Genomic DNA, 13,882 nt, shown 5'->3' with positions numbered 1-13,882 from the left:
ATGTATCTCGACTACAGGCAGCTAAAATCGGAACACAAGGAACAAATCATTTCTGCTTTTAATCAGGGCATGGAGTGTCGAGACATTCCTAACTACCTTGGTGTGAGCGAAAGAGCAGTTTCAAGGGTTTTAAAAGAAGCGGACATTAATACTAAGCGGCGAAACCGCTATACTTTAAATGAGAGCTATTTTGATGTAATTGACTCTCAAGCTAAAGCTTATTTATTAGGATTGATAGCTGCTGATGGCTGCGTTACTCAAACTAATTATGTAGCTTTTGAATCTGTTGACAAAGAACTCACAGAAATGCTCAGCATAGAGCTACAATACTCTGGTGAGATTAGAATTGTTCAGCCTCAAAATTATGCTCCTCACTACCGAATAAATTTTTCTTCTGAAAAGCTGGCAAGCTCTTTACAGGGCTACGGCATCATAACAGGAAGAACTTTTTCGGAAGTTACCTATTTCCCTAACTTAAAATATTTAGGGTCTTATGTGTTAGGCTATTTTGACGGTGACGGTTGTGCTTATGCAAACAAAGGTAGAAGTGGCGGTTTAGTCTGCATTGTGGGTTCCTTTGAATTTGCCCGCGAACTAGCAAGGCGCCTAGGTATGGGTTCTGTACAAGAGCATCAATTAAAAAAAGTTTATTATTGGAGAATCTTTAGTCGAAAAAATATACAAGCATTCTATGATTTTGTGTATCAGTATCCCCGATTGGGGTTGCAACGAAAGAAAACTAAAATAGAGGCTATTCTCAGGAGTTACAAACATGGTTAAAATTATTAGTCGAAAATCACTAGGAACTCAAGAAGTCTATGACATTGGCGTTGAACGAGAACATAACTTTATCCTAGAAAATAGTCTGGTGGCATCTAACTGTTTTAATAAATCCCATTCAATGGCCTATGCGTATATCACGTATCAAACTGCCTATTTAAAGGCGAATTATCCTCTAGAATACATGGCTGCACTGCTGACTGCTAACAGGGGCGATCAGGATAAAGTACAGAAATATATTGCCAATTGTCTCAAGCTGGGTATTGAGGTTGAGCCGCCGGATATTAATAGTTCTGAACTTACTTTTACACCGCTGCCCAAACAGATTACTGGAGGTGCAAAAGATAAAATTTTGTTTGGAATTTCTGCTGTTAAAAATGTGGGAGAAGCGGCAATTGAAAATATTTTGGCGGCGCGGCAAGAAGGGGGTAAGTTTAAATCGCTGGCTGATTTGTGCGATCGCGTAAATCTGCATTCTGTCAACCGCCGCGCTCTAGAAGCTTTAATTCAATGCGGTGCTTTTGATAAAGTTGAAAACAACCGCAAGCAATTAGTACAGAACCTCGAAGCGGTGATGAAATGGGCGCAAGAGCGCAAAAGAGACCGAGAAAGCGGCCAAGGCAATCTCTTTGACTTGTTAGGTGCCAATAGCTTCGGTAAGTCGGTCAATACCTATGAGTCTGCACCAAAAGCTAAATTGGTAGAAGATTATGACAAACAGGAGAAATTGCGTTTAGAAAAAGAATTGCTTGGCTTTTATGTATCAGAACATCCGCTAAAGTTTCTCATGCAAGTAAACCCAGACCCCGATGTGGTGACTCTCGAACAGTTAGCAGATAAAAAGGGAAAAGTATCAGTTATTGTCATGCTCAGCGCCATCAAAATGGTAGTGACTAAAAAAGGCGATGCGATGGCTATTTTGCAATTAGAAGATTTGACACATCAAATAAAAGCTGTTGTGTTCCCCAAGGCTTACGAACAAGTGAAACCTTACATTGTAGAGAATGCGATCTTACTAATTAGTGGAAAAATTGAGAAAGATGGGGAGGAAATTCAGATAATTGTAGACACTGCAAAGCCGGTTGAAACAGTACAAGTTACGGAGGAAGTCGAGAGGGCCCAACCGGAAATAAACAACCCTTGGCCGGCGGAACCAGTCAACGTTGTACGATCGACAAAACCTGTGGAAGTTTTAGAAATGGTTATTGTCAAGCTTACACCGCAACAAGTACAAGACGGGAAAAAACTCAATTCCCTCAAAGCTATTTTGCAAGAACTTTCCAATCGGGGAGAAGATGCTAGCGTTTCTGTGGGGGGAATTGTTGTCGGTGAATATTCCTGTCAACCCCTTCGCATTCACCCTCAATTGTGGGTGCAAGATGGCGAGGGAACTGTTAGCCGTCTCAAGTCGGCTGGATTTGATGCTTGGGTTTTTCCTCTAGACAATCGCGGGGATGCTGCGGTGTTTCGAGAAATGCGATCGCAACTTAATGTACATTCTTGGGCCAGTCGTTTACTTGACACTGACACCGATCGCCTTCACAAGTATGTCACTTATCTCGCCCAACTAAACAGACGCCCGCCAAACTAACACTTCGCCGGCATCTCCACCGGTGACTAAAGTTTGACCGTCAGGACTAAAAGCCACCGGATTGCACCCAGCAAGAGAGCACAAACATTCTCCTGTTTCCAGGTTCCAGAGTTTAACCGTACCGTCTCGACTGCCGCTAGCCATAGTTTCGCGATCCGGACTCATCGCCACCGAAATCACCGCATCAGAATGCCCCCTCAAAGTATTAATCAATTCCCCTGTATCGGCATTCCACAATTTAACAGTAGCGTCGGCACTTCCACTGACAATCATCTTGCCGTCTTGACTAAATGCGATCGCATAAACCCAATCTGAATGACCGACAAAAGTCCGTACACTCTCCCCAATACCTACCAGCCACATCTTGATAGTTGTGTCAGCACTGCCGCTGGCAAGCATCATACTTTGAGGGCGAAAACTAACAGATAAAACCTTGTCAGAATGTCCCGAAAGTTTTTGAACCAATGCTCCGTTGCGCTGGTTCCACAATTTAATACTCTGGTCGCCGCTGGCACTCGCGATCGCTCCCGAGTCGCAACTAAAAGCCACCGAGTACACGGGGCCGTAGCGATGACTGTACGGCGAACCAAAATCGCTGTAAAATTCGCGAATCATCGCCTTTTTATCCAGCTTCCACTCAATAACTTTTCTGTCAAAACTGCCGCTAACCATCATTCTCCCGTCTGGGCTGATTGCCACAGCATCAACAGTTGCGGAATGGCCGAAAAAAGTATGGATGAATTCACCTGTTTGCAGATCCCATAGCTTAATTGTTTTATCGTCGCTGGCGCTAGCGAGAATATTACCTTGAGGATTAATAACCACAGCATTAACCGGGGCTGAATGACCGTGGATAATGCGATCGCACCGCCAGTTATTAGACGGCAATAATTTCGGGTTGTTAGCGGATGGCGCAACATGAATCTTGTGGGGCAGCGCGGCCGATACGGCGGTTGCTGTATTTGGCTGCGAGTTAGTTAATGGCGAATTTATAGCTATTTTAGTTCGATAATTATAAGAAATTTGAGAGCGGGGATATTGTCCAAATTTTATCAAGTCTTGCAGCACTTCACCAGCGGATTGATATCGATCTTTTACCGAATCCTTAAGCAATTTATTCAAAATAGTTGCTAATTTTTGGCTGACTTTTATGCCTTTTTGCGCCAAGTGCGATCGCCAAATCCATTTGCATTCCAAAGCATCGAACAAATCCTTCAATACCGCCCCAGTTAGCAAGTGAATGCAGGTAACGCCCAAACTGTAAAGGTCGCTCGCCGGATACGCCTTGCCGCTGCGAATTTGTTCGATCGGCGCATAGCCAGCAGTTCCAGTTATCGTCCCAGTTTGCGCCTCAGAAAGGCCGGTAATGTGCTTAGCAACTCCAAAATCTACTAGCACAAACTGACCCCCCCTGGCCTTCCCCTGTACAGCAGGAGATTCAGCCACAATTATCCCTTTCATACCACCAGAAGATTGAGGTAAATTTGCCCCTCGTTTTTCTTTACCAGGAGTTGAGGTGCCATATCCCGCCGCCGCCCACAAGGTTTGGGGAGTTCTCCGCACAATATTTTCCGGCTTAATATCCCGATGAATCACCTGCTGCTCGTGAACAAACTGCAAAACAGGCAACAAATTGATCAACAATTCCCAAATCTGTTCCTCGCTAAAAGCTCCCCCCTGCTGCAACTCCTGAAACAAATTATTTCCCTCGATTAACTCTTCCACAAGATACAGACGTTTGGCTTGTTCAAAAGAAGCCAGCAAACTTGGAATCTGCGGGTGTTCTCCGAGTTCGTACAGTCGGTGAGCTTCTTGTTTGAACAGTGCAGTTGCCTTTTCTAATTCAGCTTTTTCTTGAACTTGGGGGAAAAATTGTTTGATGGCGCAGGGAGTTTTCAACCTATCTTCATCGACAGCTAAAAAAGTTCTGCCAAATGTTCCTTCACCGATAGGTTGAATGGCGCGGTAACGCTCTTTCAGTAGCAATTTAGAGCCGCACGCCAGACAAAACTTGGTTGAGTCAGGATTTTGCGGCTTTTGGCAATGGGGATTGAGGCAATAGCTCATCTTTTTTCCGGCCAGGAGATTCCCACCAAAGCTAAACTTAGCAAGATTGTAGTCTGTTTCAACTCACGCTCAGAGCACCATTCTCGATAATACCTGAGAAACCGGGTTTCTCAACCCAAAATCTAGGCTCTCAGGTTGATCCCGCGGCAAGAAACCAAGGTGAGGACACTAGAAGTGCTTGAGGTGAGTTTCCATATATTCTAATGCTTTCTTAAAATTTTGCAGGTTGGCGGATCGCAAACTGGTATGTTAACAGTTAACTGTTAACTGCGGGTATTAGGGAGCATTGCTGCGGAGAGTAAATACCAAACTGAGACGATCCCGGCTATTCTCCCCCATCTAAAAGACACCCTTGCTCCTCGCCGCCCTTCTGTGAGGATGCTTTGGCTTTAATCACCGCTTCTCTAAAGCCTAAAACTAATAAAATATTGGCAAGTGTTAAGAAGAGTTCCGCAGAACCGTGCAGCCAATCGACATTTGCTAGTGACTCGTTGTAGGCAACTTTTGCGTAAATTGCGGCGGGAATCGTCACCGCTACAAAAACGAGAGTGCCGTAAAATCCCATCAGAGCTAAACGGGGTGTTTTTCCCGATCGAGTCAAAAACCAGAGAAATCCCAAGTAGGGAAATAGAGACAGAACAAATAAAGTTTCTTTGGAAATCATTAGTAATTGGTGAGCGACCAGATACTATGATAAATTAAAACATCAAAAATTAGTGTGAATAATTTTTAACTTTTAATGTTTAGTTTTTAATATTTAATTAGACAGATGCACCCCTTTCTATCGAACTGCTATGGAATCACCCAATACCATAGCTCTTAACCCAAGCAGCAGCAGGTTGGCAGTATTCAAAACCCCTCACCCACGCCGAGACAAAACCCGTAACTTTTCCCCTAACACCGTTTTTAGCATAACACATTTTTCACCGTGCCAATCTGTTAATTGTCCATCACCCCAAAGCTACCCAGCAATTAGAAATAGAGACGGTTCCAAAGTTTTTGGTCTGCTAGGCATCAAGCAAGCATCGTTCAAAACCTCTAAATCCAAGCCGTTATTTCTATCTGCTGCCATAATTTCCTTTAGCTTAGCATCAAAATCAAAACACGGCCCGCAATCCCAAACTTTGAGTTCCAACCGTCCGTTAAACACCCTAATTTCCAGTTGAACAGGAGTTTCTACTGGCAGATTTTTGTGAGCGTGGCGAACTGCATTAGTGAAACCTTCAGCCAACGCCAACTGAAACTTACACCAAACCTCGTTGGGGAGCGATAAATCTTTCAACTGCTCAAACCACAACAAAACTCGAGTTAAAGCATTGACATCTGTGTTGACTTGCAGGCTAATGTGTTGAACACAACTTTCATGCAGCTCTTCTTGCTGCTGTGTTTCAGTCTGCCAATCCCAGGTGTTTAATAAATTCATTAACCCATCTAAAACGCTAGCATTTTTTATATTTTGGGAGCGATTTCGACCTTCTACTTCGTAAGTTTTGCTCAGCGACAAACAATTTCGATTGTCGATAGTCCGGGTATAACTGAGCTCGTCTGCAATCTGCCACAGGAGTTTGATCCCCCTGCCACCTTCTGCAAGTTGATCTATGCTGTTCGACATCTATTTTCCTCGTCTGAAATTATTAGGTGTACCCTATTTTCTCACCCGCCGAGACATTTGGTACTTTTTTTATACTTGCTTGCTCGGTATTATTTCGGGGATCACACAAAAATGCTATCTTTTTTAGAGAAGGCAGCGCATCAGCAATATGTCTTAAGAGTCTAAGCCAATTGGCTTATTTACCGATCGCCTGTACGGAGAACTCACGCCCTCTGCAGGTAAATTCAATTGCATCGATTACAAATACTTATCCGCTGTCGGAGTCAGCCACTTGCCGCAGCCGTCGCAAGCTGCACAATCCCTGGCATTCAGCGCCTCCGGCGGTTCGCCGTTCGCTGCAAGGGAGCCTTGATGTGCGGGCTTTCATTCCCAATGCGTAAGTAATATCCGCGATAGGGAGCGATCGAACCTTACACCGTCGAGCCGCGTCCATCCACTAGACTAGGACTTAGGCAAAAAACCCGGTTTCTGCTAAGAATATTGGGTTTGACAGCGAGGAATTAACGAGAAAACCGGGTTTTTAGTCCCCGCGCGTAAGTCCAGCAGACCAATCGGCGATCGAAGGCAGTTACAGCACTTACACAGACTATGACCAAAATCCAACTGAAAATTCTGACTGCTGCGATACTGCTACTCCCATTTTGCGCGGCACTTCCCTTACAAGCTCAAAACCTGTCTCTAGTCAAGCGGTTGCTAGAAACCAGAGGATGTCCCGGATGCGACTTATTTGGCGCTTCCTTGAGCCGTGCAGATTTGTTTGGCGCTTCCTTGAGCCGCGCCACTCTCAGCAGGGCAGACTTAGTTGATGCCGACTTGACAGCGGCTGACTTAATGGAAGCTAATTTAAACAACGCCAACATGAGAAACGCCTTTTTGGCCGACGCCGACCTCAGCAAAGCCGACATGAGCAGGGCAGACATCAGGGGAGCCAACTTAGAAAATGCCAATCTCAGCGAGAGTTTTCTGCCAGACGCATCCCTCCAGTTGGCTAACTTAAAATGCAGTAATTTGAGCGCCGCTAAACTAAGTAGAACCGACCTGAGAAATGCCGATTTAAGCGGTGCAAATCTCAGGGGTGCCGACCTCAAAGAAGCCGATTTAAGCGGTGCAAATCTCAGCGGTGCTGACCTGAGATCGGCAGACTTGAGGGATGCGAGATTGAACAAAGCTAATCTCACAGATGCCAATCTCTGCGGTGCCAGGATGCCGAACCAAAAAACATCTCGGCGAGGCTGCGAAGTTAACAAAGAACAAGCGATAAGCACGAACAATTACTGCAATTACTGCTATGCCTTGAATGACTGGTGGCTGAATGTATTAAGGTTCTACTAAGCAGTATCGTCGCGATAACAGCTCTGTTTCAGATATGTACTGTTAGAAAAAAGTGCGATCGGGCGGTACAGATATCAAACTTAACCTGTTACCGCCAACAGCTTTTATCTAGTTTGAAGAACCTAAAAATTGGCTCACTATTTGCAGATATTCTGCGCCCCCGATCTGTGCCACATTAGTGTGACCTCCATCAGGAACTATGTAAAGCTGTTTGGGTTCAGGTGCTGCATCAAACAGTTTTTTGCTCATTTGGGCTGGAACTACACTGTCAGCAGTCCCGTGAATAAATAGCACGGGCGTTTGCAGGCGATCGACTTTTGAAAGAGAATCAAACCGCTGTGTCAGCAAAAAATCGATCGGAAACATCCAAAACAAGCCTTTTTGGAAATCCACCATCGCCCGCGTCGAAGTAAAAGAACCTTCTACAATTAACCCGGCCGCCTCCGGGTGGCGCACTGCCAGATCGATCGCGATCGCCCCTCCCAAAGAATGACCGTAGATATAAATTTGATTCGGGTTAATCCCGCGCTGTTTCACCAAATAATCCCAAGCAAGTTGAGCATCCTCATAAACCTGAGATTCACTCGGAAAATCGCCCTGGCTTTTTCCATAACCGCGATAATCGATCGCAAATACCGACAAACCTAACCGATGAAATCGATAAGCGTGTTCGACATTTGCTCCCACATTTGAAGCATTGCCGTGCAGGTACAAAACTACCCCCCCTAACCCCCCCTTGTTAAGGGGGGGAACCGCAGCGACGGCCCGTGTCTCGCTTTGCGGGGACGTTCCGACTCCTCTAGCTCCCCCCCTTGGCAAGGGGGTGCTGGGGGGGGTATCCGAGTCTCCGGTGTTAACAGAGGGCACAGCCTCCCCCTTTCTCGATCCACCCCTTGCTAAGGGGGGGCTGGGGGGATTTTCCGAGGCAGGAATCCACCACCCGTGCACGCTTTCCACCGCGCCTTTTTTAGCTGGAACTGGCAGCCAAACATCTTGATATCTCAACTCAAAATCATCTGGCGTAGTTTCGATCGCCCGCGCGGGAAAAAAGATAAACTTACCTTGGGCTACAAAGAGGAATACACAAGCAGCGGAATAAGCGACCGCCAAAACTATCCCAAAAGCTATTAGCGATTTAGACAAAAGGAATACTAGCAACTTGTTCATAGATAGAGCACGCGGGAAATTAGAGATCGGTCAAAAGCTAATGGCCAATGATTAATTCAGACAATTAGCCAAGATCGATTACTAACTTCCGCCGCCGTATTCCGCCGATTTTCAAAAATCAATCCAATTCCGGGTGGTGCAAGTGCCAATTCGTAGACTGTTCGTAAGCGTGAGCCACTTGAAACAGGCGAGATTCTTGCAAAAGATTGCCAATCAGTTGTATGCCCACCGGCATTCCTTTATCATCAAATCCGCAAGGCAAACTCAAAGCTGGCAAACCAGCAAGATTCACCGGAATAGTCATCAAATCTGACAAATACATACTCAGGGGATCGTTAAATTTTTCGCCTGCTTTAAATGCGGTAGTAGGGGCAGTGGGACAGACTAAAACATCAACTTGAGAAAAAGCTTTTTCAAAGTCTTCTTTAATCAAAGTCCGAACTTTTTGAGCTTTTAGATAATAGGCATCGTAATATCCCGCGGACAATACGTAAGTGCCGATCGCAATCCGGCGTTTAACTTCCGCACCGAACCCCTGAGAGCGGGTTTTGGCATACATATCCAAAAGATTATCGGGGTCTGGAGAGCGGAAACCGTACTTGACTCCATCATATCGCGCCAAATTCGCCGAAGCTTCTGAGGGAGCAATAATGTAGTAAGTGGGCAAACCGTAGCGGAACCGGGGACAAGAAATGACTTGAATTTCTGCGCCCAATTGTTGAAATTGTTCGATCGCCTTAGTAACAGCGTCTTTAACCCCCGAGTCCAACCCTACACCAAAAGTTTCTTTAATTACACCAATTCTAATCTGACCCTTCGGTCGCAAACTGGGTCTCAAAGCTTGGGCGTAGTCAGGAATTGGAACATTCAGACTCGTAGAATCTCTCTTGTCGTAACCTGCGACGGCCCCCAACAAAATCGCCGCATCCTCAACAGTCCGGCCAAAGGGCCCGATTTGATCGAGAGAAGAAGCATAGGCCACCAAACCGTAGCGAGAAACTAACCCGTAAGTGGGTTTGAGCCCCACCAAACCGCAAAAAGAAGCAGGTTGGCGGATCGAGCCCCCAGTATCCGAACCCAAACTCACCACGCATTCTCCGGCGGCCACTGCTGCTGCAGAACCGCCAGAAGACCCTCCGGGCACGCGCTCCAAGTCCCAAGGATTCGCGGTAACTTGATAGGCAGAAGTTTCTGTCGAGCTCCCCATTGCAAACTCGTCCATGTTCGCCTTGCCCACAATCACCGCACCGGCTGCTTGGAGTTTCGAGACGACTGTGGCATCGTAGGGAGGCACAAAATTCTCCAAAATCCGAGATGCACAGGTTGTGGGAACGCCCTCGGTGCACATATTGTCTTTAACGGCGATCGGGATGCCGGCCAACAGGCCAATTTGCTCTCCGGCTGCGATTTGAGCATCCACTCTATGGGCCTGCGCCAATGCTCTGTCTGCTGTCACGCACAGAAAGCTTTTCAACTTAGGCTCTAGCTGGGTAATTCGGTCTAATGCTTCTTGAGTAATTTCCACAGCAGAGCGTTCTTTATTGACCAGTTGTCGGTGCAACTCGCGGATGGATGCCATGCTCTTACCTTTATTATTTCTACTTTGAGACAATACAGTTAATATAGCTGGCAATTGTACCTGCTTACAGCCCGAAGGCAAAGTCTGCTATTTTTGTGGCGAAAGTTCGAGCCTCGAAGAGGGTTCAGCTAACCCGCGATCTGTCATTTTATATACAATAGATTAAATTCCCAAAATCCCGCCGGACACAAAATAGCGATCGAGTTTTTTACCTAATATTTGAAAAAACCAAGAATGCAACTGTATCAGGACTGATGCAAAAGTGGTTTGACGCGAGATTTATATAAGTAAGGGGTAAGGTGTGCAATGCGGCCCCTAGATAACTAGGTTCTGCCTCCAAGAATGTGTATGCAATATCGCAATCATTAAGAAATCAGTCATTCCTAATTATGTAATCTAAATTTTCAAATATTAGAAACCAGCTTCTTTTAGACGCACCCAGGATTTATTCTAGAAAAAGATGGCATCAAAAATCAAATAATCCCAGATTGTGACTGCTTGATTCCGGGAAACATTCAGACTGTTCTAAAAATTCTTGTTGCCAAATAATTGCCAGTTTTGTTAGATATGATTTGTTTTCACAAGCATACTGGGCAGTATATAAAGCTGATTTTTGACGAGATGAATCGCGTCCTGAAAATAAAAAAATCAACTGAAAATAGAAAATCATGATAATAAAATATTAGATTATGGCTGCACATCCCCTAATAATTAGGGTCAGATTATGAAGAGCACTTTTTTCGTCAAAAATGACTGAAAGTTATCAGTCATCCGAGTGAATTAATGGTGGCTGCGCGATCGCAGAAAATAGTAAGCGACCTTTTCCGATCCACGCCCATTGTGCCAGAGGTCAAAAAGCCTGTCAGAAATCTGGGGTTCACAAAAAAGCTCGGAACGCTCACCGCCACGCCGAGGTCTCCTGTTGCGCGCACCTGCAAAAAAACAGCAGTCCTTCCTCAAGTGCGACTAGCTGCGTGCATCTGCGACCAAAAAAGCTACGCATTTGCCCCAACGATCCCCAGCATCAAAATTTCATCCGGAATTATCCCCAAAACCAAAGATATATGGTAAGAAGTTCCCGATGCCCTGTTGGAGGAATGCCACCTAAAGCTCACTTAGAATCCCACCTGACGGCAGAGGAACTCAAAATTCGCTACCGGCAGGCACAAAACACCACAGAGTCGCGCCGCTGGCACTTGCTACTCTTAGTTTCCCGAAATTGGACTATCAAACAAGCAGCCCAAGTCGTAGGCCTCAACTACGACTACGCCAAAGAAATTGTCCAGCGCTACAACCGAGAAGGGCCAGACTCTGTGAGAAACCGCAGCGGAGACCGTCAGCCCCCTCCTGCAAAATCATTGCTGAATCCAGAACAGCAAGAAGAACTGCGACAAGCGCTGCAAGGATCTGCCCCCGACGGCGGAGACTGGACAGGCCCCAAAGTAGCTCGCTGGATTGCCGAAAAGACCGATAGCGCTCATGTCTGGCCTCAACGCGGCTGGGATTACCTCAAACGGTTGGGTGCTGACTGGCGGCGGCGGCGCAAAAAGTAGATAGTTCGCAATATTTAGAGGGGGTTGATTGCCTTCGTGCGATCGCTCCCTTTATTTTGGTTATTTTGCTGCGATCTAACTTTCCGATTTCACCTTGTAGATTGTAGATTTGTTCTGCAATCTAAAATCTAAAATCTAAAATCGTTTGACTCCTGTAACAATAGCTGCTTATATTGAATTTGGTTGTGTTGAGGATGTTGAATATGCGAGAGTTGAATGTTTTTTTGTCGGTCGCAAACAAAATGGCGGCAGTAGTAGCCGGCATCGGACTGGTTCAGATGTTAACCATCGCAAATTCATTCTCTCAATCATCTAACCCGCGTTCGCTAGACGAACTCTACAAAATTCGCGATCGGCTAGTCACCGAATTAGAACAACCCCCCTCTCCCTCCCCAGAACCAACCCTGCTCTCGCGCTTAGTTCCCCTCGCCGCCAATCCTCAAGAACAACTGCTACAGCAGTTGCAAGCGGTGGAAGCTCAAATATTAGTAGAACAGAGAGCTAACGACAACTTACAGCAAGCAGTCCGTTTAGCCAACCGAGCCGTAGAAACTAAACGGCAGCAAAATCAGTCGCTCAAATCTTCGCAGCAAACTCAATTTTTCTGGCACCAGGCCCTCAACAACTTGCAGGAAGTTCCTCAATATTCATTTTTAGCTTCCCTGACTGCCTCAAAAACTCAAGAATACCGCGAAAATTTAACAGCAGCCACCTCTCAAGTGCAGCAAGCAAAATCAGATTTTTTGGCTGCGGTTGCCCGGGAAAGCGGCTTGTCTGGGAAAGCTTCGATCGGTGTTTGCAACCTTTCTAGACAGTGCGTAAACCTCCGCGGCGATGTGCCTCCGGTCAGTCCTGCCAGCTTAATTAAATTGCCGATTGCTGTCGCCCTGATGCAAAAAGTGGAAAAAGAGAAAATAAGTTTGAAGCAGGAAGTATTTGTCAATCGCGGTAATTTTACCGAAGACTCATCGACGCAGATTTTGTCCCCTAAAAATTACCCGCTACAGCTACTGTTAGAAGAAATGATCGATCGCAGCAGCAATACCGCCACAAATCAACTGATCGATTATTTGGGAGCCGATTACATCAATCAATTTTTAGATAATCGCGGCTACCAAGTCACCCGCGTCAACTTCAAATTAATGGGGGAAAAAATTATGCCTTCCAACCCCGGTTCTGGCCCCAACCGCCTGACTGCTAACGAACTCACCGAAATGATGGTGCAAATTTACAACGGCGAAACACCTGGTGCTAAACTATTAATAGAAACTCTCAACCGCCAGTACGATCGGGCTCTGGGATTTGCCGCCTTGCAAGGAACTAAAGCTCAGTGGTTGGGCGAAAAAACAGGTCAAAATTCCCTTGTGCTCGGCACAACTTTAGCGATGAGCATTGACGACGAGGCCTATGTAATGACTGTGATTGACACCCGCAGCGGCGATCTACAAATGCGCCAGTCTATTTCTAAAATTGCCGATTACATTAGCCGGAATCCAGGCTTTTAAGAGAATATTGCGAAAACGACTTATTTTCGATCGCGGTAAGTTGCCAGGTTTCAGCGCATGGGGTAGGGAACCCAATTCGAGAATTTAGCGAGATGCTCCCAATATACCATGCACGCCGTCAAAGCCCAGATCAGACCCGCTGCTATTAGAACGATCGCCCCAATCAGTCGCAGAGTGCGATTAGTTGGCATCAACAGCGCAGGCGTCGCGCAGACGCCACCGATCCCCGACAGGATTAAGCCCATACCTGATAGTATTGGCTGCGTGGTTAGACCGAGATTGATAATCCGCAAACCGATCAAAATAGCAGCCGCACCTGCGAAAAAAGCGTAAATCGTAACTGTTAGCAACTCCCAGTTTTGAGCTAGGGCAACAGCAGCACCAAGGAAGACGATACCGAACAAAACTGACATTTCCCCGAAGGCTATGTTGAAGCTGCCTGTAACTGACCAAGTGAAGATCATGTGCAAGCCTGTTGTCAGGGCGATCGCGCCACTCATGCCAAACCCGGGAATCCACCGTGTTCGATCGGTGCCGTCAATACCTGAATAGACATAGTAGGCGAGGATAAATAACCCTGCCACCATATTGATCGGCATCAAACTGATGTAGTTAATAACCCTGTTTTGTCACTTTAGGCAGAGGAAAAGTATAAATCAGGGTGAGTCAGGAATAGAGAAATTGAATCTGTGAAAT

At 46.0% G+C, this 13,882-nt stretch carries 11 protein-coding genes; 5 read left to right on the top strand and 6 right to left on the bottom strand.

The annotated features are described in order from the left end of the window. Positions 1–780: an LAGLIDADG family homing endonuclease gene (locus QUA80_RS17880; protein WP_333426465.1), complete on the top strand. Its 780-nt coding sequence runs from the start codon at positions 1–3 to the stop codon at positions 778–780. Then, the gene (locus QUA80_RS17875) at positions 773–2,371 is read left to right on the top strand and encodes a helix-hairpin-helix domain-containing protein (RefSeq protein ID WP_333426464.1); all 1,599 of its coding nucleotides are present in this window, start codon (positions 773–775) and stop codon (positions 2,369–2,371) included. The genes QUA80_RS17880 and QUA80_RS17875 overlap by 8 nt, the downstream gene beginning before the upstream one ends. Here QUA80_RS17875 and QUA80_RS17870 read toward each other — a convergent pair. The 3 genes from QUA80_RS17870 to QUA80_RS17860 all read right to left on the bottom strand — a co-directional run bounded on the left by QUA80_RS17870 (position 2,348) and on the right by QUA80_RS17860 (position 6,050). Beyond that, the gene (locus QUA80_RS17870; protein ID WP_333426463.1) at positions 2,348–4,438 is read right to left on the bottom strand and encodes a serine/threonine-protein kinase; all 2,091 of its coding nucleotides are present in this window, start codon (positions 4,436–4,438) and stop codon (positions 2,348–2,350) included. The two genes, QUA80_RS17875 and QUA80_RS17870, sit on opposite strands and share 24 nt — an antisense overlap. Positions 4,439–4,763: 325 nt before the next feature. Beyond that, the gene (locus QUA80_RS17865) at positions 4,764–5,102 is read right to left on the bottom strand and encodes a DUF3593 domain-containing protein (RefSeq protein WP_333239724.1); all 339 of its coding nucleotides are present in this window, start codon (positions 5,100–5,102) and stop codon (positions 4,764–4,766) included. Between the two features lie 297 nt (positions 5,103–5,399). Further along, positions 5,400–6,050, bottom strand: a complete 651-nt coding sequence (locus QUA80_RS17860; RefSeq protein ID WP_333426462.1) for an ATP-binding protein — start codon at positions 6,048–6,050, stop codon at positions 5,400–5,402. A gap of 588 nt (positions 6,051–6,638) precedes the next feature. Here QUA80_RS17860 and QUA80_RS17855 point away from each other — a divergent pair. Continuing rightward, positions 6,639–7,382: a pentapeptide repeat-containing protein gene (locus tag QUA80_RS17855; protein WP_333426461.1), complete on the top strand. Its 744-nt coding sequence runs from the start codon at positions 6,639–6,641 to the stop codon at positions 7,380–7,382. A 108-nt stretch (positions 7,383–7,490) separates the two neighbouring features. On the opposite strand, the gene QUA80_RS17850 is transcribed toward QUA80_RS17855, so the two are convergent. Both QUA80_RS17850 and gatA read right to left on the bottom strand, forming a co-directional pair. After that, entirely contained in the window at positions 7,491–8,549 is a 1,059-nt protein-coding gene (locus tag QUA80_RS17850) for an alpha/beta fold hydrolase (RefSeq protein WP_333426460.1), read from the bottom strand. A 118-nt stretch (positions 8,550–8,667) separates the two neighbouring features. Next, positions 8,668–10,128 (bottom strand): Asp-tRNA(Asn)/Glu-tRNA(Gln) amidotransferase subunit GatA, encoded by a 1,461-nt coding sequence (gene gatA, locus QUA80_RS17845; protein ID WP_333426459.1) that lies wholly within the window; start codon positions 10,126–10,128, stop codon positions 8,668–8,670. 1,097 nt (positions 10,129–11,225) lie between these two features. On the opposite strand from gatA, the gene QUA80_RS17840 reads away from it, so the two are divergent. Together QUA80_RS17840 and QUA80_RS17835 are read left to right on the top strand one after the other, a co-directional pair. Next, on the top strand, positions 11,226–11,681 hold the full coding sequence (locus QUA80_RS17840; RefSeq protein WP_333239734.1) for a helix-turn-helix domain-containing protein: 456 nt from the start codon (positions 11,226–11,228) through the stop codon (positions 11,679–11,681). A 242-nt stretch (positions 11,682–11,923) separates the two neighbouring features. Continuing rightward, positions 11,924–13,186, top strand: coding sequence for a serine hydrolase (locus tag QUA80_RS17835; RefSeq protein WP_333426458.1), 1,263 nt, complete (start codon positions 11,924–11,926; stop codon positions 13,184–13,186). Between the two features lie 50 nt (positions 13,187–13,236). On the opposite strand, the gene QUA80_RS17830 is transcribed toward QUA80_RS17835, so the two are convergent. Then, the gene (locus tag QUA80_RS17830) at positions 13,237–13,803 is read right to left on the bottom strand and encodes a DUF981 domain-containing protein (protein ID WP_333426500.1); all 567 of its coding nucleotides are present in this window, start codon (positions 13,801–13,803) and stop codon (positions 13,237–13,239) included. Between the last annotated feature and the right edge of the window lie 79 nt (positions 13,804–13,882).

Source organism: Microcoleus sp. F4-D5, assembly GCF_036704885.1.
Classification (GTDB): Bacteria; Cyanobacteriota; Cyanobacteriia; order Cyanobacteriales; family Microcoleaceae; genus Microcoleus.
This window is presented reverse-complemented; position numbering and strand designations above follow the sequence as displayed.